This window comes from Sphingobium sp. SYK-6 (assembly GCF_000283515.1).
Lineage (GTDB): Bacteria > Pseudomonadota > Alphaproteobacteria > Sphingomonadales > Sphingomonadaceae > Sphingobium > Sphingobium lignivorans.
The window spans coordinates 1,070,986-1,092,873 of record NC_015976.1 but is presented as its reverse complement, the minus strand read 5'-3'; the positions used below and the strand labels follow the sequence as shown (position 1 = coordinate 1,092,873).

General features: G+C 56.9%; 15 protein-coding genes and 1 pseudogene. 7 read left to right on the top strand and 9 right to left on the bottom strand.

Annotated elements, in window-relative coordinates:
* Positions 1 to 21: 21 nt before the first annotated feature.
* Positions 22 to 4,209 carry a glycosyltransferase gene (locus SLG_RS05040; protein ID WP_014075355.1) on the bottom strand — a complete coding sequence of 1,396 codons (4,188 nt, stop codon included), beginning with the start codon at positions 4,207 to 4,209 and terminating at the stop codon, positions 22 to 24.
* Between the two features lie 412 nt (positions 4,210 to 4,621).
* Here SLG_RS05040 and SLG_RS20260 point away from each other — a divergent pair, with 412 nt between their 5' ends.
* Positions 4,622 to 6,349, top strand: a complete 1,728-nt coding sequence (locus SLG_RS20260) for a glycosyltransferase family 4 protein (RefSeq protein ID WP_014075354.1) — start codon at positions 4,622 to 4,624, stop codon at positions 6,347 to 6,349.
* Positions 6,350 to 6,419: 70 nt separating this feature from the next.
* Positions 6,420 to 7,835 carry a hypothetical protein gene (locus SLG_RS05030; protein ID WP_148276492.1) on the top strand — a complete coding sequence of 472 codons (1,416 nt, stop codon included), beginning with the start codon at positions 6,420 to 6,422 and terminating at the stop codon, positions 7,833 to 7,835.
* Between the two features lie 90 nt (positions 7,836 to 7,925).
* On the opposite strand, the gene SLG_RS20780 is transcribed toward SLG_RS05030, so the two are convergent.
* A protein-coding gene (locus tag SLG_RS20780) for an IS5 family transposase (protein WP_148276491.1) occupies positions 7,926 to 8,692 on the bottom strand; the annotation gives its coding sequence in 2 pieces (ribosomal slippage) (positions 7,926 to 8,368 and positions 8,368 to 8,692; 768 coding nt in all).
* A gap of 60 nt (positions 8,693 to 8,752) precedes the next feature.
* Between SLG_RS20780 and SLG_RS05015 the strand changes: the two genes are divergently transcribed.
* Positions 8,753 to 9,133 (top strand): hypothetical protein, encoded by a 381-nt coding sequence (locus SLG_RS05015; RefSeq protein WP_014075350.1) that lies wholly within the window; start codon positions 8,753 to 8,755, stop codon positions 9,131 to 9,133.
* A gap of 22 nt (positions 9,134 to 9,155) precedes the next feature.
* Here the strand turns inward: SLG_RS05015 and SLG_RS05010 are convergent, their stop codons facing one another.
* The 3 genes from SLG_RS05010 to SLG_RS05000 are packed head-to-tail and all read right to left on the bottom strand — an operon-like array spanning position 9,156 to position 12,702.
* Complete coding sequence (locus SLG_RS05010) at positions 9,156 to 9,809, bottom strand: hypothetical protein (protein ID WP_041391735.1); 654 nt, start codon at positions 9,807 to 9,809, stop codon at positions 9,156 to 9,158.
* Positions 9,806 to 11,002, bottom strand: coding sequence for a glycosyltransferase family 4 protein (locus SLG_RS05005; RefSeq protein ID WP_083853311.1), 1,197 nt, complete (start codon positions 11,000 to 11,002; stop codon positions 9,806 to 9,808). The genes SLG_RS05010 and SLG_RS05005 overlap by 4 nt, the downstream gene beginning before the upstream one ends.
* A complete protein-coding gene (locus SLG_RS05000; RefSeq protein WP_158512680.1) occupies positions 10,999 to 12,702 on the bottom strand; it encodes a tetratricopeptide repeat protein in 1,704 nt (567 codons plus the stop codon). The genes SLG_RS05005 and SLG_RS05000 overlap by 4 nt, the downstream gene beginning before the upstream one ends.
* A 280-nt stretch (positions 12,703 to 12,982) precedes the next feature.
* On the opposite strand from SLG_RS05000, the gene SLG_RS20255 reads away from it, so the two are divergent.
* The 4 genes from SLG_RS20255 to fcl all read left to right on the top strand — a co-directional run bounded on the left by SLG_RS20255 (position 12,983) and on the right by fcl (position 17,772).
* Positions 12,983 to 14,524, top strand: a complete 1,542-nt coding sequence (locus SLG_RS20255) for a glycosyltransferase family 2 protein (RefSeq protein WP_014075346.1) — start codon at positions 12,983 to 12,985, stop codon at positions 14,522 to 14,524.
* Positions 14,525 to 14,537: 13 nt separating this feature from the next.
* Positions 14,538 to 15,581: a glycosyltransferase gene (locus tag SLG_RS04990; protein ID WP_014075345.1), complete on the top strand. Its 1,044-nt coding sequence runs from the start codon at positions 14,538 to 14,540 to the stop codon at positions 15,579 to 15,581.
* Positions 15,582 to 15,668: 87 nt separating this feature from the next.
* Complete coding sequence (gene gmd, locus SLG_RS04985; protein WP_014075344.1) at positions 15,669 to 16,805, top strand: GDP-mannose 4,6-dehydratase; 1,137 nt, start codon at positions 15,669 to 15,671, stop codon at positions 16,803 to 16,805.
* A gap of 1 nt (position 16,806) precedes the next feature.
* The gene (gene fcl / locus SLG_RS04980) at positions 16,807 to 17,772 is read left to right on the top strand and encodes a GDP-L-fucose synthase (RefSeq protein WP_041391732.1); all 966 of its coding nucleotides are present in this window, start codon (positions 16,807 to 16,809) and stop codon (positions 17,770 to 17,772) included.
* 109 nt (positions 17,773 to 17,881) lie between these two features.
* On the opposite strand, the pseudogene SLG_RS04975 reads toward fcl, so the two are convergent.
* From SLG_RS04975 to SLG_RS04960, 4 genes and pseudogenes are all read right to left on the bottom strand, one after another.
* Positions 17,882 to 18,996 (bottom strand): annotated as a pseudogene (locus SLG_RS04975) (IS3 family transposase).
* Positions 18,997 to 19,285: 289 nt separating this feature from the next.
* Positions 19,286 to 19,933, bottom strand: coding sequence for an ABC transporter ATP-binding protein (locus tag SLG_RS04965; protein WP_014075340.1), 648 nt, complete (start codon positions 19,931 to 19,933; stop codon positions 19,286 to 19,288).
* A complete protein-coding gene (locus SLG_RS20775; RefSeq protein ID WP_014075339.1) occupies positions 19,930 to 20,727 on the bottom strand; it encodes an ABC transporter permease in 798 nt (265 codons plus the stop codon). The genes SLG_RS04965 and SLG_RS20775 overlap by 4 nt, the downstream gene beginning before the upstream one ends.
* A 3-nt stretch (positions 20,728 to 20,730) precedes the next feature.
* The gene (locus SLG_RS04960; protein WP_231848757.1) at positions 20,731 to 21,792 is read right to left on the bottom strand and encodes a capsule biosynthesis protein; all 1,062 of its coding nucleotides are present in this window, start codon (positions 21,790 to 21,792) and stop codon (positions 20,731 to 20,733) included.
* Positions 21,793 to 21,888: the final 96 nt, after the last annotated feature.

The window sequence follows — 21,888 nt, the reverse complement described above, 5'->3', positions numbered from 1 at the left end:
GTAGAGTTTTCCGGGATCAGATCAGCCTAAAGTTTGCACCAATGGCGCCCGCCGGGGCAAATGCGGCCCTTCGACATGCGCGTAGATGCGCCCTTCCAGCCACGCCGCCCTGACTTCCTGTCGCATTCGTGTTATGGGATTGTCGCTCCCCTTACAGACGGCGATGAGACGTCCATCTTGGCTAACGAAACAGTCGTTGACGATTGGACGTCCGCGGGTCATGGGGACGATCTCGCCGCCAAAATATCGTCTGGCATCATAAGATATCGCCAAGCCCCGCCCCAGCCGCTCTGCCCCGGTCACAGCCGTTGGTATCGCGCCATAATCCCCGCCACGCACGCCTTCGACAATCTGATCGATGAGCTGCTCGAATTCGGCCCGTCCGGGCTCAGCGTGAAGCAAGCTGGTGTCAATCGACCATGAGGCCCCATCCTCCACCTCGGCGCTGCGAAAGCACGTCAACTGCTTGCCATAAGCAACGCCGATCGGACTTACCATCCGGAGCCACGGATCAACGTAGAGCCCGCCCAATGCATAGAGGAGGCAATAGCGCCCCAGTTCCGATCGGTTCATAAATTGGGGCAGACAGTCATATGCCCAGACGACATCGGCATTGAAGCGAGACGCGATAAACTCGCGCAGGCTAGCTTCGGTCCAGACCATCTGCCGCGCCCCATCATGCAAGGCTGCCGCAAGACGGATGTTCTCCGCAATTTCGCTCTCATCCGCCAAAGCCAAGACGGCGGGATGATAGGCTATATGATGAATGTGACTGACGGGCTGCACTGTCACGCTTCTCGCTTCGGGGGCGTGAACACCACTTGCTTCGGTTTCCGTCAGTGTCACATCGGAATCGTGCTGAGAAACACCGCGAACCATCAGACGTTTGAAGAGACCGTGAAAGGCATGACCGACGCGGATATGGACGTCGACGGTCATTGCCTCGTCGAGCGTGACTGCGACGCCGACGTCGCCGCAGTCATCCGGCAACACGGCCTTGCCCCTCACGATCTGACGGGTTCCGCCATCGCTATCGACTGCCAAGCCGATAGCGCCCGGCCGATCCTTCACGAGGAATCGGGCGGTGATCCTGTACTGCCCGCGCGGTAAGGCAATCTTACGAATGCTTATCCCTCGCTCTTTGCCCTGCGTGCCCAGAACGATACCCGCAATGTCGCGCGGTTCCGCCGTCTCCACGGCAGGGTTATCATGCGCGAACAGTAGGAGACCTTCGCCGTAGATTTCCCGACGGCTCCACATCTCACCATAGACGTTTGTCTTCTGCAGGCCGAGTTCCGAGAGGCATCCCCCATTGCCCTGCAACCTCGCCGCGACCAATGTGCCGTCCCGATCGACATAATTGGCACGGTTCAACCCGCCTTCGACCGGCAGATTGATCGCATCGCCGATCTGGTAGCTGCTCGCCTGGCCGACTGCAGCCATAGCGCGGCCAAAGAGGATAGGGCCAGTTGGCGCAAGGGAACTGACTCCATATTCCCGATTACGGATGTTCTCCAGTACGAGATCTATCGCGAGTCGTAATTCTGGTTGCCCCGGTGAGGCATAGATCAAGGTGTTCTGGAGCATCCACACGGCGCCATGGAGAGGCTTATGCTCGCGGAAGCAGGCGATCGTCTTTCCTTCCGCAATCCGCCACCGCGAAAGAAAACGATTGGAGAGGTCGCTGTAGAGTCCTCCAAAAACATACAAAAGACAGTATCGTCCCAAGTCGGCCTTGAGCGCGTAGGCCTGCAGGATGTCGAAACCCTCGACCACGGCTGGCTCGAAATGCGCTGCGATAAATTGCCGCAGATCATCCGCCCCCCACAGGCGATACTCAGCTTCCGGATAGAACCTACGGAGCGAGTCCCGATTGCGCTGCACGATGTCTGGCAGTTCATCAGGTATCCGGTCCTCGTCGTTTATCAGAATTTGATGGATATGATGGATTTCGATCTCGCCGGGCCCAGCTTGCGTCTCTGCCGGGCACAAGCCGGCTGATTGGGTCACGGCTTCTCGGCGTCCGGCCGCTCTTTCCAACGATAGCGCCCGCAGGCTTTCCATCGAAGGGCTAGAGCTTGTGCGGACCGCCTGTTCAGTCAGACGGAGCAAGGCACGGTCTGGCTCCTGCGCATGAACGCCCGATGGAGCCTGGTCCCACAGCGCCAACTGATTAGTCAATCGTCCCAACTCATTAGACAGTCGCGCCACACGGATCGACACGGGATCCGCCCCATCTTCGGGTGCTGCGAGATAGGCCGACAAGCCCTCTAGACTGCCGATCTGATCCTGTTCGGTTAATGACCTTCGCAGCGCTGATAAGAAGGCGTGCCGGGACTGCCCTTGACGGAGGGCCGCCAGATCGCGGTCCATGCGCCCCGCCTCCACGGCGTGGCCAAGCAAAATGCGATAGGACATGTCGATGAATGACGGGGTGTTAAGTTGCAGCAAATCGTCGACATGGCGAATGCTGCCGAGGGGATCATGAGGCGGCGGCCCGCCCACTTCAGGGGCGAGGAAGCGCTGCAGCCGCCCGATTGTCGTCTCCATCTGCTGCAAGCGAACGATATCGCTGGGCTGGCCGGCCGCCAGAACCGCCTTTCCCAACCGCCCGCCATGCTTCCGCCCTTCAGCGGAACTGGCCAGTTCGCGAAGCAGCCTCAGTTTATCCTCGCCCTTGCGAATGCGACGCAGATAAATGGAAAGTCCGCCTGAATCGACCTCCCTTCCCAACAACGCCCAATAAGCCAAGCGCACGAATACCTCGTCGTCGAAGCTCAACAGCGTTTCCAGATCACGAGGCGGATTGACGTCAGCAATCGCCTCGCCCAGCATCGCATGCCGGATGATGGAGTGGAACGGGTGCAGCTCATCGAAATGATCGGAGCGTGCGCGTGCGCCCCGAGCTTGTCTATCAAAATAGACGGCCCGAATGAGTCGGTCATGGATCGCGATGTCATAGAGGCTGACATAATTCACGGGGGCGTCGTGGATGAATACTTCGACAGACGTGCCGATTTCTTGCTCTATCCATTCGGTGAGATTCGAGACAAAGGTGGCGATATCGTCGATATCGGGAACGGCCGGCGCATCGGAGATCGGATCTAGTCCCAAATCTTCTGCCCGTGCTATTGCGGCACATAGTTGGGAGCGCACAGTCGCATCAGTATACCCCTCCAGGACATACTGCTGTAAGGCGATCACACGCTGCCTGATGGATGGCTCCATGGCTGCAATGACACAAGCGGCAAACCGATGAAGTGAAAATTCACTTGATGCGAAAGGGTGGCCTTTCAGCAGATCCGCCATGGCGCTCGTCGACCAGGCAATAACTGGCACATGGCTTCGCATGGCCTCGAACACCGGCATGCCAAAACCCTCATGCTCCGACATGCAGATGAAGGCGTCACAGGATGCATATAGTTCCGCCAGATCAGCGTCGGAAACGAGTCCTAGAAAAACAGTTTCGACACCCAGCCTCACCCCAATGTCGGTCAGCTCTAACCAATAGTTCTGGAGACGCGCTTCAAGTGCTCCGGCAAACAGCACGCGGACCGGACGCTCGCAAAAGCGCTGCACGACCGCGGCAACTGAAAGGATGTGTCGATGTCCTTTGTGCTGCACCACCCGTCCTACGAACAGGAGTTCGATCGGGCGGTCAGCCGACTGCGGCAGGGCGGCCCGATTGTCGCGGCGATCCTTCAGGAGAAAAGTGCTGGCAGGAAACACGGTATTTATCAACGAATCCAGCCCACCCAATGCATGGAGCTGTCGGCGTGTAAACTCAGAGTTGACCATAAATCGCACACTTCCCGCGTGCGCGAACCGGGAGATAATGTCGTAACCCCGATTGCAGTCGGCAGCGAAATCTACATTGTCCCGGATATAGAACCATGGCGGCGTGTTGTTGTGCCAGCGAATTACGGCATTGCGCGCCGTTTCGCGTAGAAATTCGTCAATCTCTGTCCAGCCATCGCAGAAATGATAAATGATGCAGGCGTCGGGATATGCCGCAACGGCCTCCCAAAAATCCTTCATCGGCTCGATGTCTATATCGCAATGAATTCTTCTGTCGAATACTTCTGAAAAAATCCGAACGCCGCCATCCGTAGGATACAATTCTCTAATTGTCTTATACTGGTATATACAGTCATATCCAACGGAATCGCTCACCTGCGCCAAATTTTGCACGACAAAGGCGAATTTCATGAAAATCCCTCAATAGAAAATCTTTCGACAAATTCATCTTATATTTAAGGAAAGCAACAACACCTCAGTCACCGTTATTCACCATATCTGCGCCTGATCATTATATTTTACGCCACTGCGATCGGCGTGTCAGGCACATCTGGTCGAATGCCACAAACGTAAACAGTCCGCATGCAGGCCCGAATGAGCTTGCCGTCGATGCCACGTGGCATGATCAGTGGCAACAGCGTTGCTTGCCGCCAACGCCCGAGCGCGGCAGACGGGACAGATAATAAAAACATTGCCGCCAAAGCAAGGAGCGGCTTACGCTCGATTTCGGCCGAGTACGCGGCATGAACGGTAGGCTACCAGGGCAGGACGAGTGAGACGAAGTTCATTGAGCAGAACGGCCGGCATCTTGCCGCGCCGGATCATGCAGTGGTTTGGATCAGGGTCAGCCCAGATGCCGGCCGGCGCATCGCTTCCAGCCCGGGCACGGGCCATCTGGCAAGAACGGCAGGACCTTCAGACCGCCTTCGACCTCCATACGCGCGCTGGCGTGGCAGACTTGTACTGGTGGTATATCCTCCATGGCTTCGCCGAGATGGGACTTCAATTCGATCCCGTCGGTGACCGTGGCCTCTTGGCTGCGAATCGGCCCCATCCCAAGTACAGACAACGCGGACCTATCCCGGTTACATGGCTGATGCATCGCCTAGCCCACCGCTCGCCACTATCGACGCCGCTGGCCCACGCCAACGCGCTTCAGCAGAATGCCTTTTTCGCCTGGTTGTTCGCGCGGGGTTTGTCCCAAACCAACCTGGATGCGCTGTTGGACGATGAGCAGGCAAGTCATCTGCTTGCGCCCGACGACGCTTTCAGGGATGTTCCGCGCCTTCTCACTTACATATGGTCGGTTGACGAGACCCTTGCCACCCGCTTCATGTCGCCGAGCGATCCCCAGTTCCGCGCCTGGTGCGCTTGTGAAGGGAGCCGCATCTTTCCGATCCTCACCCATCCCAAGATCATGCTCGCCCGCCCACCATCGCGCATTTTTTCTGTAGCCCGCCCTTTCGGCGTCAATCTGTTTGGCCATATCCACGGACGAAGCGGCGTCAGCGAAGATGTTCGCATGGCAGCTTACGCGCTGGACGCCGTCGACATCCCTTATTCGCTACATAATGTTTCTCCCGGCATCACCATGCCCGATGAGGAACAGGGATTTGCAGAGGCTGGAGATCTCCTTCCATTTGCCTTCAACATGTTCTGTATGAGCCCCCTCAGCACGGCCGCTGAAATTATGCAGCGCGGCCGGGCGCTGTTTGCCGATTATTACAATGTCGGGTTTTGGCCTTGGGAGCTATCAGAAATGCCTCTGGCCTGGCGTGACAGTTATGATCTCGTAGACGAAGTCTGGGCTTCGAGCCGATTCACTTATGACGCCTATTGTCGCTCGTCGCCCAAACCCGTTCGGCATCTGCCGATGGCTGTCTCTGTGCGGGAGAGCTCTGGCTTGGATCGCAGGGCTTTCAACCTGCCGGCAATCCCGTTTCTGTTCGGATTCGCCTTCGATGGCCTGTCGAGCTACGCGCGGAAAGCACCCGGCAATTGTATCACGGCCTTCCATAAGGCGTTCGGACGTGACGATGAGTCGGTCGGCCTCGTCATCAAAGCTCTACGCTCTGATAATCCCGAGTGGCAGGCATTAGTAAGCGAAGAGGCCCATGATCACCGCATCCGCATCATTACGGAATCCCTCACCCGTGCCGATTTACTCGACCTCTGGAGATCTCTCGATTGCTTCGTCTCGTTACATCGTAGCGAGGGTTTCGGCCGAAACATCGCGGAGGCCATGCTCCTGGGCAAGCCGGTGATTGCGACTGCTCACTCAGGGAATATGGATTTCACGACGCACGGCACGGCAGCTCTCGTTGCTGCCTCCCTGTGTCAGGTCGGCCAAGGGCAATATCCTTTCGGTGCCGGACAAACATGGGCTGATCCGGACCTCGACATGGCTGCACGCCATATGCGACGTATGGTCGAGGACAGTGTCTGGCGCGATGACATCGCCCATCGGGGACAGGCACTTGTGGCAGATCGCTATTCTGCACAACGGGTTGGCGGCGAATGGCAAAGCGTTCTAAGGGCAATCTATGAGTAGTGACTGACTGGCAGGGACGCGACCTGAATTCGTCCAGAAATGCATCCATCTTTCGAAAGTGAGGTTAAGCGTGAATACAGTAGCGAGCGGGGGTCCAGAATCGCTTTCTCAGCGCATCAAGACACTCGAAGGACTTATCCACCAGCAGAAGGAGTTCATTGATCATACCAGCATGGTATGGCACGGACTGCTGGAGACCGAGAAGGCTCGCTCACGCCAGAACGAAGATATTCGGATCAGCTTGGAATCCCGCCTTGCCGAGATGGAGACCGATCGCGCGCATCGTGAGGGTGAACTAGCGAAATTGCGTGAGAAACTCGACGAGGATCGCGCCAGGCAGAAATCCATGGAAAACGCGGCGCGAGAGGAACGCGAGCGCGTGACCACCAAGCTGGCAGCTCTGGAAACTGACCTTGCGGAAAAGCTCGACATGCTTAAGGACCTCACGACGCGCTTGGCCGCTGAAGAGGCGCGGAGCGCGCAACTGCAGAATGAAAAGAATGAACAGCAACAGCACACGGCCAAGGCCGAGGCGCTGCTGGATGATTCGCGTTCACAGGTAAAGAAGCTCGAGCAGGACATCGCTCGGGCCGAGAATATCCTCCGGCAGCGTCAGGAGGAAATCGAACAAACGCTTTCACTGCTCACTGCGCATCGCGATCGGGTCAGTTCTTTAGAGCGGGAACTCAAGGAGGCGGAAGAACGTGAAGCGGTCCTAGAGGCCAAGCTGGGGGACGCGAATGGATGGATATTCAAGCTGGCTGAGCAACGCGCAGATCATCAAAGCCAGTTGTCCTCTCTAGCGCGCGACCGCGATGCAAAATCACGAGAACTCGGTGCGGCCAAGGCGCAACTGCAAAGGCTGAACAACCAGATCGACCTGCTGACATCGAAGAATGCAGCCCTGAGCGAAGCCGTTGAGAAGGCGGCAGCGCAACCTGCGCCTACCTCTTCGAGTCCAGCCGCCGCGCCGCCCTACCAATCGGCATTGATGGATCCCGTGAAGCATCGCGACAAGAGCATGCTCATGAAACGTCTGGCCAGTGCGGGAGCATTGTTGCCTGAGACTGATGCGGAGCCGGCAGAAGCGCTGACCGCTCCAGCACTACCACGGATGCGCGTGGAAGCGGGATCGCCGAATGGGGCCCCGCAGCGCCTCGGAGTCCAAGCCATCCCGGCGCGGCAGCCGATGCCGATGGTAGTGCAAACGAGGAACCTCGAAACCGAGCGGTTGTTGCGGGAGACTCGGGAGCAGATGGAATGGCTTCGTCAATTGGCGGTTTTCGCACTCGACAAACCCGGGAAATGGTGGTGGCGCTTTATGCCGCTAAGGTGGCAGCGCAAGCGCCAGAACGAAAAGCTGCAGCAGTCAGGCCTGTTCGACGGCGACGGTTATCTATCCCGCTATCCGGATGTCGCCGCTGCGGGCATTGCCCCCCTGCGTCATTATCTGATGCATGGCATGCTGGAAGCGCGCGAACGCTGACCTTTTGGGCAGCATATAGACACGCATGCCGGGCCCGCGGCATCGCTGGCCTCCGGATCAGGGGCCCCGCGATGCCATGGGATCAATCAGCTAGGCCGTAGACTCATAAACGCGAAGCCAGAGCCGCATTGATGCGAGCTGGACCATAGTTAGGAAGTTCTCGGCCAGCTTGTCGTATCGGGTGGCGACCCTGCGGAAGTGTTTCAGCTTGGAGAAGAATCGCTCGATCAGGTTGCGCTCGCGATAGAGGCGCTTGCTGAAGCAGGGCTTCCAGCGCCGATTGCTTTTCGGCGGGATGTTCGGCGTAGCTCCTTGCACTTCGATCAGTTCACGGATGCGGTCAGCGTCATAGGCTTTGTCAGCTAGCACGATGGTATGTGGGTCAAGTTGGTCGAGCAGCGTGTCAGCGACCTGGCCGTCGTGCGCTTGCCCAGCGGTTAAGCCGAGCCGGATCGGAAGCCCCTGCGCATCGACGACCGCGTGGATTTTGGTCGTGAGGCCGCCTCGGGAGCGACCGAGACAATGATCTCGCCCCCCCTTTTTGCCGTCGCGGCCTGCTGGTGGGCGCGAACGGAGGTGCTATCGATCATCTGGATGTCGCCGTCATAGGCGGCGGTGATGGCATCCATCATCCGGTCCCAGGCGCCAGCCTTCCGCCATCGCACGAAGCGATTGTAGCAAGTGGTGCGTGGGCCATAGCGCTCGGGCAGGTCACGCCACGGTGCACCGGAACGCAGCACCCAGAAGATGCCGTTCAGCACGCGGCGGTCATCGACACGGGGCACGCCTCGGGGCTTATTGGGCAGCAGCGGCTCGATCACGCGCCACTCGAAGTCGGTCAGATCATATCGGCTCATGCCGATTCTGAATCATGTTCCCGATGAAGACGAAAGGGCAAAATCGAGTATACCATCACAATGTGTGATCCGATCATCAAGCGCACCGTGGAGAGCACCATCGGTCTGCGCGGGTCCAGCACCGACGACGCAGGAGAGGTGCTTGGAATCTACAGCGATAGTTCTGGCGAGAAGATCTTCGTCATTGAGCGTGAAGGCCTGCGCTTGCTACCAAACCAGAGGTTCGTGGCCTATCGCGACATCGCGGCCCTAAAATTCGATCCGCAGGTAAAGGAGAGCGCCGAGGCCCGTAAGCTTTTGCTTTCCCTTTCTGATGGCGAACAGCTTACCCTGACTATCGATGGCCAACGAGGAAAATTCCTCGACATCTACCCGATCCACGCCTTCATCCGGCGCCGTGCTCATCAGCACCGAAACGCCAAGAGGGCCGCATCAGCCTGATCCATTTTTATGAGTTCACGGCCTAGTCCACCAAAGCCAGAACCATTTCAGGGGGGGTGCCATAATCGAAGGGCGATAGAAGGCGACGACTAGCAGCGAGCGAGGCATACTCCTCGCTCGCTAGCATCCCCTCCATCGCTAATTTGACGTGGCCGGTTCTCAACCGCCCCGCGACCTCCACTAGACCGCCCGGGTCGGCAGGGCGCCGGAGCAGCATCTCATACATCGCCTCTGCCGCGACTATCGGCCCCTTACGCTCGATGATGCGTGACACCAGCGGGCCGAGTGCCTCGACTGAGGGTATAGCGCTTTGCGAGGGGAGGAAGTCGATGATCTTGGCAGTTCTTGCCTTCGTGGGAGACGCCGCCCAGCCATCAGCAATATCTGCAAAAGACAAGCTCAGCAGAACATTCCCGGATGCTGCGCAGCAAAGATCGAGACTGTCATCGAACAGAAAGAGACTTGGCACGACCCCCAGCGAGAAACCGCACCATCCCGCGCGGATGTAAGTCGCGTCGCGCATGAAATGAACCGCTCGGGCGGCAGCGATGAGGCGACCACCATTCCGAAAATGGATCGTGCAGGGGGCAATCTCACCCGCTGGCGCGGCATATCCCTCGACTCTGCCCGTTGCCCCATCGAACCATGCATCAAGATGCACAACCTGCCCGATCATGACGCGTGAGGCTCCCCAGACATCAGCCAATTGCGGACATGATTGTAGCAATGATGCCAACCGCGAGCCTCGATCGCGAGGCACAGATCGATAAAGGACGGGTCCTGCCTGCCCGGCAGCCGGACGCAGGCAAGAGCGTGTTCGATCGCAGAGCGCAGACTCTCCAAATCGGTCGGATCGAAGAATATGCACATGTCAGGAGCAACTTCCACGATGCTGCTCGTCCGCGATGCGACGCATAGCTTGCCCAGCACCGCGCATTCCAGCACCGGAAGGCCATAGCCTTCGAAGAAGGATGGATAGACGGCGAAGGCGCAGTTCAGGAGCAAGCGGGTCTTGATCTCGTCAGAAACATAACCCGTGAAGACAACTCTGTCGCTCGCGATGCCCAACGTCGCCAATTGATCCATGATCCGCTGCTTCTCGTCGAGCCAGCCTTCCCGACCGATGAAGACGATCTGGTAGCCGTTCAGAAGATGGGGATATTTCATCAGCAGGTCGATGATCATGCCTCCGTTCTTGCGAGGCTCGATTGTTCCGATGATCACGATATAGGGTTCGACATCGATGCTGCGACGCTGCTCGCACGCCTGATAGAGGTCCGACTCTTCGAAGCGCGCCCCTAGCGGAATTACCGAGGTCTTGCGCTCGGGCACGCGCAAATAGTTGATGACGTCCCTGCGTGTCGCATCGGAGACGCAGAAAATATGATCGGAGGTCCTGCAGTCGTGCAGGACACGATCACAATGATAATTGATTGTGTCGTCGTTATGGAATTCCGGCGCGATCAACGTCGACAAATCATGGATGATAACGGCTTCACGCGCGAACCAGCCGGCCATGCATTTGACGTTCGGCCATACGCACGCGCGAGTGCTGGCTTCGAAGCGATTGATGAGGTTTCCCGCATACGCCAGGTCGGCGAGATCGGGCAGAAGTGCACGACCAGACCGGCGCACCAGCAGGAGTTCGACCAGTGCATACGGAATGACGATATTGTTGTGCAGGAATATCCAGTCGACACCGCTGTCGCCGAGCGCATGGCCGGCCAACTCCGCGGTGACCATCGGAATGCCGCTCCAATGCTCCTCGAACATCGGCGAAATCTCCAGCGCAGCCGTGGGAATGCCCGAGTCCGATACCGCGTCTCCCGATAACGCCCCTGGCAACTCTGCCGCTGTTTTCCAGATCATGAGCGGTCCGCCGATCCAGCCGCGCGTAACGTGCTCACGAATTGCTGAAACAGGCCGGTCGTATTCTTCCCTCCATGTATTCTGTGCGCGCTTGTGACAGCCTGGGCCTGGAGAGCGGCATAGGCTTCGTCGGAGAGCGCTCCAGCCCGCGCCAAGGCATCGGATACATCTTCGGCCGTGATTAGATGCTCTGACGGCAGATCATCCATGGGCGTGCTGGCTATCACTACTGCGCTGTCATCGTCGATGATGTCACATAACCCTGAATGGCGCGGCATGATCGGCACGCAGCCGTGCGTCATCGCGTCCACCAGCATCTGAGAATGCCCTTCAATGGACGGGCAGCCAATGAAGAAATGGGTCATGGCATAGAGTTCGGCAAGGGCATCAGGACTCCACTGATCGGAACAAAGCCAGATACGGTCCGAACAGAGCGTTTCCAACAGCCGATCGGGAAGTTCCAGATGATGCCTGGCGATATCGGGATTGATCGCCTCCGGAGGCAGATCGACCGCCATGTAGAGGATCAGCAGCAGCGCGTCGGGATGCCAGAGAAGGTACTCGCTGAACGCCTCCACAAGGGCCCGGACGTGTTGGCGGCTGTCACCTTGGACGACCATCGCGAGGAAGACACGCGGCTCCTCGATCATGCCTTGGACGATGCTGCCGAGCGTCCGTGCCTGACGTGCAGACCAGTTGCTGAAGAGGGGCTGGATGCGCGGAAAAACCGCTAAAGGAATGAATTTGCGATTGTCGAGCGTCTGGATACCGATCGCCCGGCGACGCTCTGGTTCGCCAACCAGGCCCGTGTTTCCGACCGGTATTAAAGGCGGCGGCGCGAGGCGCGCCTTCGCGCGAGTGTAATTGACAAGTATGTCGAAGCTGTATCGCGTCGGCGCCCAGATCTCGTCAAACGCTTCGATCAACGTCATCCAGTCGGCAAAGGGATGCTTTTCCTTTTTGCTGATCGGAAGATCGGCAACCGTCGCGGGGCAGACCAGTATATTATACGCTCCCTTCAAAAGCCGGGGATTATCCGGTGGAGCAATACGGATGTGAATGCAGTCAGAGGTGCCGAATTCCGTAGCCGCATCGGCTATATATTCAGGATGAGCAATAACGCGATAGGAAAATCCGGCCGCATCGAGCACCGACATATAGGCTTGAGCGATCGGGGCGTAGCGCCAGAAAGCCTTGTCTCGCCCCCAATGAACCGCTGGGACGCCTGGAAACGATAATCCGGAGAAAATGATGGTAAGTTGATCCGGCGACACCTCCGGTCGCCGGGGCCAAGCGGCCCTGATGGCGGCTGCCTCGTCCGCCATCTGCGTATCGCCCCCTGCATGGGCCGATGGTTTGCCACGGAGCTCCTGATAATAACCGAGCGCCTCGTCGAACCTATTGCGCGCCCGGGCTAAGAGCGCGAGCTTGGACAAAAGCACGCTCATACTACCACGATCGGACAACGCGACCCGATAGGATTGCTCTGCGGCGGCGAACTGGCCCAGTTGCAAGAGGCAATCACCATACAGGATGCGGGCGCCGGCATCGTCTGGCTGGTCCGCGAGCATCTGGCGGATAAGTATGGCAGCGACATCCCATTGCCCAGCCGCCATGAGCGCAGCCACATCCGTGTTGATATTCAGCTCCCCGGTCATTCCCACGCATTGCTCCTGATTGATTCCGGCGAAGACACCCAATACAGAGGCTGCAAGATACGGGCAAAAAAACAGATCGGCATGGCCATGCGCTTTTTAGAGGCAGCCGGAAGAACATCAAGCCATTTCGCCTTTCGGGCGAGACCGATCAAATATAAGATCCTACAATGCAGAACTGATCTCCATTGTTGACACAAAGGAATGATATTGTAAGCTTTTACATCCTGTCGGGCCATGAAATTTTTTTCATTACATGTGAAGAATAGTTCGACATTTAATGAATTATCATCATAAAAATTCAACATAAAAGCAGAAGATTTTGATGACTGAAAAGTCCTTATCAATCGTCACGGTCGCCTTAAATGCTGCTGCCGACCTACCCCTTACGATCGAAAGTGTACTCCATCAGAGTTATGCGAACGTCGAGTATATATTTGTTGACGGAATGAGCTGGGACGCGACCAGCACCATTCTTGATCGCTACGCAGGCGCATTTGATCGCGTCGAGCATATCGAGGACGGTAGCATCTATGACGCGATGAATGCCGCTGCGTTCATGGCATCCAATGACTATATTCTATTCTTAAACGCCGGAGACCGGTTGTATAGCGCCGATACCGTTGCCGACATGTTCGCACGGGTCGCTGGCGATCCCGATATCTTTTACGGCGATCATGTATACGTGAATGGCCGCCTGGAAAAAATCCAGCGATCGAGCGACTTTTCTGCATTGCGCGACGATCTGCGGAGAGGGACGATCGACCGTCGCTGGCATAGCCGGATTCCGGGTCACCAGGCCACTTTTACGCGCGCATCGTTGTTGCGTGACATAAGATACAACCCCCGCTACTCTATTTGCGCCGACCACGACTTTCTATTTCGCGCGTATGACGAAGGCGCCCGAATGCAATATATCGACGAAATCGTGGCTCACTATCTGGCCGGCGGTTTTTCAGGCGCGCAGGGTAGCAGGATCCAGCGCGAATGGGCGCACGCCTATCGCTCCCGCTCACTGCGCCCGACACAGGTCGACAAGTTCATGTTCGGTAGCGCGACGGCCTCGCCGTTCGAGATGCATACCCCCTATTGCGGCTATTACGCGTCGGGATCCCACGCGCCTGACATGCCGGACCCTGCATCGGGCTTCGACACCCGTGTCCGCTGGGCAGGGATCACCGAAATGGTGACGCCCTCGGACTTCGCGTCGCTGGGGATCACCATCGTAGGCGACAATACCCATCCAGACCAGAAGCTGACATTGATGTCAGGCGGAAGGGTGATCGCCGAAGCGGACATCGGGCTGGGGCAGTTCCATCTGGACCTTCGCTTCAGCCAGGCGCTTCCGCCGGGTTCTCGGCTGACGATCATTCCTGAAGTTCTCGCTCCGCTGACGCGCGAGGACAGTCGGGTGGCGGGCATCCGTCTTGCGGATTTTCACTTCGAGATCATGCCGCCGTCGAGATCGACGGATGTGGCGGCACGAGAAGACCAACTTGACGAGTTCTCCGGCCTCCTTTCGAATGGGTGGTCGGGTGTGGAAGTGTCAGGCGGCTTCGTGTGGTCCGTTGCACACGACGCACTGTTGATGGCGAGCTTCGCTGCCTGCCCTGAAACGATGTCACTGTATTGCAGCGCGAATCCCTTTGTTGAAGGTGGTCAAAAAGTGACCATCTATCTCAACGAGCGACCGGTTGGGCATTATGAGCTGGAGCCGTCGACCGGCCCACAGCCACTTACCTTTGCTCCAGCCGGCAAATGGCGAAGGGGATCCAACACGCTCCGGCTTTCCGTCGACAAGCTGGCTCAGCCACCAGGCGATGACCGGAGATTGGGAATCGCCTTTAGCCGCCTGACTTGGGCCTGATGGAGCAATCACCGTGAGAATCTGTTTTGTTGGGCATGCTTTTCACAAGCTGAGCCGATCGCACATCTTTTTCCTCGACATCCTTAAAGCGCTCGGATCCGTCGAGGAATATTATCATTCGCCGGATGATCCGAGGGACCCTGCCGACGACATCGTTGCGGCGATCGCGGCGAAACGATTTGATCGCTACATTTTCTGGCAGACGGAGTACATTGCGTCTGAATTGCTGTGCGCGACCGAGTTCGGTCGGATGATCCTGATCCCAATGTTCGACGCGGCCTCTCACTATGATGAGACATGGTGGCAGCGCTTCCAGATGCATCGCTTCATCGCCTTCTCCCGCGCGATGCACGAAACCCTGCAGTGCGCGGGACTGGACAGCTCCTATTTCCAGTATTTCCCCGAACCAGCTGCGGAACCCATCACATTCGCCGAACCCGAAGGCGCCTTCTTTTGGGAAAGGCGCCCGATGGAGCGAACGAACGCGAGCCAGGTCCGGGCTCAATGCAGGGCGCTGGGCCTGACCAAGCTTCATGTACACGCCGCTCCCGATCGTCCTCACCATAGGATTGCCCAGTCGGCCCGCCTTGCGCAAATGAAAGATGGCGCCGTCCCTGTCAGCGTTTCAGGCTGGTTCGACGACCGGGCGGCACTGGATGCCTGCGCAAGCACCTTCCGCTTTTACTTCGCGCCGCGCACGCAAGAGGGTATCGGAGCCACCTTCCTCGAAGCCATGGCTAGGGGGCAGATCGTCCTCGCCCCCGATGCCCCGACGATGAACGAGTATATCGGCCATCTGTCCTCCGGCATTCTCTATGATCCGGATGCGCCGCTAAGCTTGCCTATCCTGTCGAAATCGGATCTTGATCGTATCAGCACCGGCGCGTTTCAGCGAGTTCGCCTTGGCCATGAACGATGGTTAAAAGACAGAGAGCGCTTGAATTCTATCATTCTGGACGATCGCAGGCGATGGAGCTACAGCGATTCCGCAGCTTCCTTCGGCAATCTCCTTCGGCGCGAAGCACATGAGCGAGCCTTGCGTCGATCGGTGGACTAGAAATAGCGAACGAATTTCTGAGGGTTCGGTAGCCTCGTCGAGCCGTCTTTGAGATCAGCAACTGTACGATAGGGCCATAGAACAGGCATGACCTCCAATACGACAGGTGGAAAAGTAGCACTCATAACCGGAGTCACTGGCCAGGACGGATCTTATCTTGCTGAGTTTCTTATCGAAAAGGGATATGAAGTTCACGGTATCAAACGCCGTGCATCCTCGTTCAACACGCAGCGGATTGACCATATCTACGCAGACCCCCATGCGGAATCCGCGCACCTGAAATTGCATTATGGCGATCTGTCGGACACCTCCAACCTGACCCGTATCCTCCAGGACGTCCAGCCCGACGAGGTTTACAACCTCGGCGCTCAGAGCCATGTCGCGGTCAGCTTCGAAGCACCGGAATATACCGCCGACGTTGACGCGGTCGGGACCCTTCGCCTGCTGGAAGCGATCCGCTTTCTAGGCTTGGAAAAAACGCGTTTCTATCAGGCCTCGACGTCCGAATTATATGGCCTTGTCCAGGAAATCCCGCAACGGGAAACCACTCCCTTCTATCCGCGCTCGCCCTACGCCGTCGCAAAGCTCTACGCATACTGGATCACGGTCAATTATCGGGAAGCCTATGGGATGTATGCCTGTAACGGCGTACTCTTTAATCACGAAAGTCCGCGGCGCGGCGAGACATTCGTAACCCGCAAGATCACGCGCGGCCTCGCTAATATCAGCCAGGGGTTGGAGGAATGCCTGTTCATGGGCAATATCGACTCGCTACGCGATTGGGGCCATGCCCGCGATTACGTACGCATGCAGTGGATGATGTTGCAGCAGGAAACGCCGGAAGACTTCGTTATTGCGACCGGCCGCCAATATTCCGTCCGTGAGTTCATCACTTGGTCCGCCGCCGAACTGGGCATCTGTCTTCGTTTCGCTGGAGAGGGCGTTGATGAGGTCGGGATCGTGGAGACTGTTCGCGAGCCCCGGGAGTGCAGCGTAAGGCCCGGCGACGTGATTGTACGGATCGATCCTCGTTATTTCCGTCCGGCAGAGGTGGAAACATTGCTGGGTGATCCCACGAACGCCAAGGAAAAACTCGGATGGGTTCCCGAAATCTCGGCGCAGCAAATGTGCGCCGAGATGGTCGCGGCTGACTTGAAGGTTGCGAAACGCCATGCGTTGCTCAAGGCGCACGGTTACGACATTCCGGTATCGGTGGAAAACTGACATGTTTCCGAGACGGGTCTTTGTCGCCGGTCACCGCGGGATGGTCGGCGGAGCCATCCTGCGAAAGCTGCAGGAACGGGGCATCGGGACTATCACCCGAGGTCGTGACGCTCTTGATCTGCAGGATCAGGCTGCCGTGCGTGCGTTCATGCAGGCCGAACGGCCGGATGCCGTCATTATTGCGGCAGCCAAGGTCGGCGGAATCCATGCCAACAATACCTATCCTGCGCAGTTCATCTATGAAAACCTGATGATCGAATGCAATCTTATCCATCAGGCTTTCGAAGCCGGTGTCCAGAACCTACTCTTCCTAGGGTCTTCGTGCATATATCCACGCGCCGTCACGCAACCCATGGAGGAGCATGCGCTGCTGACTGGGGTTCTGGAGCCGACCAACGAGCCTTATGCCATCGCGAAGATCGCCGGCATCAAGATGTGCGAAAGTTACAACCGGCAATATGGCACCGACTATCGCAGCGTAATGCCTTCTAATCTGTATGGCGAGGGTGACAATTTCCACGTCGCCAACTCCCACGTGCTACCCGCTCTGCTGCGACGCTTCCATGAAGCCGTCGAGACAGGAATTCAGGAAATCGTCGTGTGGGGCACTGGAACGCCGCGCCGGGAATTTTTGCATGTCGATGATATGGCAGAGGCATCTTTGTTCGTCATGGACCTGTCCAAAGATGTCTATGAAGCTAACACCGAACCCATGCTCAGTCACATCAATGTCGGTTATGGCGATGATGTTTCGATCGCGGAGCTTGCACAGCTGGTGGCGAAAGTTACGGGCTATAAGGGACGAATCAGTTTCGATCCCTCGAAACCGGATGGCACGCCCCAGAAGCTGATGGATGTACGCCGGCTCGCCAGTATGGGCTGGCGCGCCAAAATCAGCTTATCGCAGGGGATCGAGTCAACATACCGCTGGTTTCTGAAAAACCGCGACAATTTCCGGGAAGCTTGAAACGCGCTGATGCGTCTGTCCCCTTTTTTTACCTGTCACTGATAAAAGCGAATGTTCTCGACGTGCTCCCGTGATTGTTATCGGCTAGAGGTAGTAGAGTCTCGCTCCTTCATGATGGTTGTTTGATGGATGGCGACGTATCGGGGGGCATGCCTCCCGACACGTTGGGCGGCGATCTCGGCGGGGTCTTTCCGCCCAGTTTCGAGTGTATCTCACGTGGTTGCAGTCGTGTCGCCAAGCGTCCAGCACGAAGCGGGCATCCGGCAGCGATGTGAACAGCGTCTCGTTGAGGCATTTGCCGCGCAAGCGACCGTTGAAGCTCTCGACGAAGCCCTTCTGAGTCGGCTTGCCTGGGGAGATGTAATGCCACTCGATCCGCCGCTCCTGCAATCAGCGCAGGATGGCCGACGAGGTCAGTTCCGTGCCATTGCTGCTGACCACCGTATGCGGCTTGCCGCGCATTCCGATCAGCCGCGTCAGTTCCCGCGCGCCCCGCACGCCCGACAGTGACGTGTCGGCCACCAGTGCGCGTGTAGTCATCGACCACGCACAGGATGCGGAAACGCGGCCGCAAGTCAGGGTGTCGGTATCGGAGACGAAGTCCAGCGACCAACGCTGGTTGGGGCCGTCCGGCAGCACCATCGGTGACCGTGTGCCCAGGGCGCGCTTGCGGCTACCGCGTCGACGGATCCGCAGGTTCTCCTCACGATAGACCCAAAGCAGCTTCTTTTGGTTGGGCGTGATGCTCTCGCTAGCCAGCAGATAGCCCATGTGCCGATAGCCGAACCGGCGACGTTCCACCGCCAACTCGCGCAGCCGCTGCCGCAGCGGGCCATCGTCCGGCCGCGACGATCGACACCGGATCACCCGCCGGCTTACACCGATCAGGTTTACGCCCGACGCTCGCTCAAGCCGTGATGCTCACGGCACGGGCGACGGCATCCCGCTTAGCGCCGGGCGTCACCATTTTCCTGATGCCAGATCCTGCAGTACCACGTTGTCCAGCATGGGTTCGGCCAGCAGCTTCTTCAGCCGGCCGTTCTCTTCCTCGAGCGTGCGCCGGCGCCGGGCTTCGGACACCTCCAGACCGCCATAATTCGACTTCCACTTGTAGAACGTCGCCGAGCTGATCCCATGGCGGCACATGTCCGCGGTTGCCATCCCGGCCCCCTACATCTTCAAGATCGCGATGATCTGTTCTTCGCCGAACCTGCTGCGCTTCATCTTCATCCGACCCCTCCACATCGGGCTCTACTCAAAATCGCTCACATTTCAGCCGAGAACGTCACGGCGCCATCCTGTACGAGGCAGAAGGGCAGGCGCCGCGCCAACAATTGCGACAATGATAGCTAAAGCAGTTGGCTTTTCAGCTCCGCAGGTTCCGCATGATGTCAGCCTACGCCTTAAACGTGGGGCAGAAATTCACACTGACACCTGTCATTTTTATATAATAAAAATCTAGATATGATACTAAAAATCAGAATTATTTCATGTTTTACTTTATATTTGCAATTTATAGCTTTGTGTAATTTGCGATAGCAATATCCACATTTGGATGATTAATTGCTTTGCATTTATCTATAATTACTGCACGATTACAGTATTTCTGTACAATATCTAAACTATGCGACGCGAGAATCATGGCGCGGTCACTGCGCTTTTCAAAAAGTTCGTAATGGCATTTCCGATGAAAGTTTTGGTCGCCGACCAAGATGATCTCATCAATCAGATAGCAGTCGAACTCGATCGCCAACGACAGGGCGAATGCCAAGCGCGCGCGCATGCCCGATGAATAGGTCTTCACCGGCATCTTTAGTTGGCTTCCCAGTTCGGTGAAATCCTCAATAAATGCTCGAATCTGAGTATAATCCCGCGCGTAGATACGGGCGATGAATCGAGCATTGTCGTAACCGGTCAGACTGCCTTGGAAGCCGCCTGCAAAACCCAATGGCCAGGAAGTGGACATCTGCCGGGTAATCTTGCCCGAAGTCGGCATCTCGACGCCGCCGATTAACTTAATGAGGGTGCTCTTGCCTGCCCCATTGCGACCAAGCAATGCGACGCGTTCTCCCCGCTCAACGATAAGATTGACATCATCGAGCACGCGTTTCCGTCCCGCACCTTGTGGGTACGATTTACAGATATTCTGACAAATTATCATTCGACAGTGAGGGTCCTGCGTACGCGACGACAAAGAGCAAGGCCGATTGCTGCGGCCACCATGGAACAGCCAATTGGGTTCCATATACTGTAATAGGCGGTTACCTGATCCCCCCATAGACCTTTGCGCATCATCTCCATTGCGTTCACAAATGGAGAATAAAGTAGATAGTCCCTTAACGGAGGAGGGACCCATGATGCCATGGTAAACAGGCCGGAAATTGGAATCATGATATATGTTGTAACTGGAACAAATTTTTCGACAACTTCTGACATTTCAGAAAGTGGCCCGATCACCAAGCAAAGGGAAAAGCAGAATATTGCATAAGTAAACCAGCCCGCGATAAATAAACCTATATCCGCTGGAATTGGGAACTGTTGAAGCGGTATCAATATTAGCGCGATAAATAAATAAGCCATCATACCGCCCAGAACCTCGATAGCAAATCTGACCAATATGAAATCAAGAATCTTTATTTGCCTGTGATATAATAAACTAGAATTAGCCGTAAACACCGAAGTGCTTCGTGAAACTCCGTGTCGAAATAAGGTGATGGGGATATATCCAGAAATCACAAAAGCAACGATGCTTACTCCGTGCTCTTCTGGCCCTTTTATAAATCTCCAGACGATCGCCACGAGAATTGCGAACAATAGGGGCTCGACCATGATCCAAAGGAAGCCGATATTTTCTCGGCCGAACCTCGTATGCAGCTCGCGGATCATGAGGGCATGAATTACACGAACCTGCGTCGCCCATCCCGATTGCAGTCTTTGAAAGCCGGCATCAGCCATTGTTCAGTCTTCCGGCGCGTGTTCAAGAATGCCTGTCACAAACATCCATGCGATGAAGTAAAGGCAGGTCGCAGCCGCAGCGAAAATTATCACACTCAGGATACGCTTCGGAAGGAGCGGCGTGTCCGGCAAGTTCGGGTTAACAACGCGCTCGAGATAGAATTGCTGCCGCTGGGCTTCGGCCCTTGCCTGCACGAGGGCCGCATTGGCTACGTTCAGGCTTTCGGTCGAAAATTCCTGCTCGACGAGAAGGTTCTCGTAGTCGCCCATTTTGGAAGCAATGCCGCTCCCGGTGCCGACCACTCGGCCGTCCTGGGATGCGATCTGAACCGTGATTGCATTGATCCGGCTGCGAAGCGCGGGGATCGACGGGTTGTTCGGGGCCACACGCTGCATAAGGTCGAGCTGAGCCTGCAGGGCGGCCCGTTCACCAATCATGCTATTGGCGAGTTCCAGAACTCCCGCTGCCTGCCTCTCTGGATCGATCAATGCCTGGGTATTGCGATACCGCGCCAAGGCCACCCGAGCTGCTCTAGCCCTTTCAGTAGCAAGATCGACCTGCCTTTGAGCTTCGGCGATGCTCTTGGTTTGCGAGCGGGCGTTCAGGCGATTGACGAGCCCCTCGCTCAGGTCGAGTAACTGACGATTGATTATGTAAGCGTCCTGGGGAGTGAAGGCTTTCACCTTAATGATGGCAGTGCCCGTGCTGGTATCAAGACGAGCGTCAATCATACCGTCGTAATATTTGAATAAACTCTCGAAACTGCTGTCGGAAAACGGATGCGGGAATCGGGAGAAGCGATCGGCAAGGCTTGACGAAAACCGCTCGCGAATGCCCGAATTCTTTTCCAGGGCTCTGAGGGCATCACGCGAGCGCACGTAAGCGAGCACCTCATTCGTTTGCTCCTGCCCCGCGGAAAGTCCGGTCGTCTGGACCAGATTGGCCAGGGTGGAGACTTGCGATCCCTTCCGGTCAGGGCTTTTGATGACGAACCGCGACTCCGAAATGTAGACATCAGAGGCAATCAGGCCATAATAGGTCGCAGCCAGGATCGTCGGTGCCACGACGAACCCCAGAAACCAGCGTCGTTTCCTCATCCACTGAGAAAATGCGGATCGATGGACCGTCGCTTCGGCCTCGACGGGGAACGATGGGTTTAC

What these genes read in the sequence shown, in the direction of transcription:
- SLG_RS05040 (WP_014075355.1), bottom strand. Translation starts at nt 4,209, where the DNA reads ATGAAATTCGCCTTTGTCGTGCAAAATTTGGCGCAGGTGAGCGATTCC.
- SLG_RS20260 (WP_014075354.1), top strand. Translation starts at nt 4,622, where the DNA reads ATGCAGTGGTTTGGATCAGGGTCAGCCCAGATGCCGGCCGGCGCATCG.
- SLG_RS05015 (WP_014075350.1), top strand. Translation starts at nt 8,753, where the DNA reads ATGTGTGATCCGATCATCAAGCGCACCGTGGAGAGCACCATCGGTCTG.
- SLG_RS05010 (WP_041391735.1), bottom strand. Translation starts at nt 9,809, where the DNA reads ATGATCGGGCAGGTTGTGCATCTTGATGCATGGTTCGATGGGGCAACG.
- SLG_RS05005 (WP_083853311.1), bottom strand. Translation starts at nt 11,002, where the DNA reads ATGATCTGGAAAACAGCGGCAGAGTTGCCAGGGGCGTTATCGGGAGAC.
- SLG_RS20255 (WP_014075346.1), top strand. Translation starts at nt 12,983, where the DNA reads ATGACTGAAAAGTCCTTATCAATCGTCACGGTCGCCTTAAATGCTGCT.
- gmd (WP_014075344.1), top strand. Translation starts at nt 15,669, where the DNA reads ATGACCTCCAATACGACAGGTGGAAAAGTAGCACTCATAACCGGAGTC.
- fcl (WP_041391732.1), top strand. Translation starts at nt 16,807, where the DNA reads ATGTTTCCGAGACGGGTCTTTGTCGCCGGTCACCGCGGGATGGTCGGC.
- SLG_RS04965 (WP_014075340.1), bottom strand. Translation starts at nt 19,933, where the DNA reads ATGATAATTTGTCAGAATATCTGTAAATCGTACCCACAAGGTGCGGGA.
- SLG_RS20775 (WP_014075339.1), bottom strand. Translation starts at nt 20,727, where the DNA reads ATGGCTGATGCCGGCTTTCAAAGACTGCAATCGGGATGGGCGACGCAG.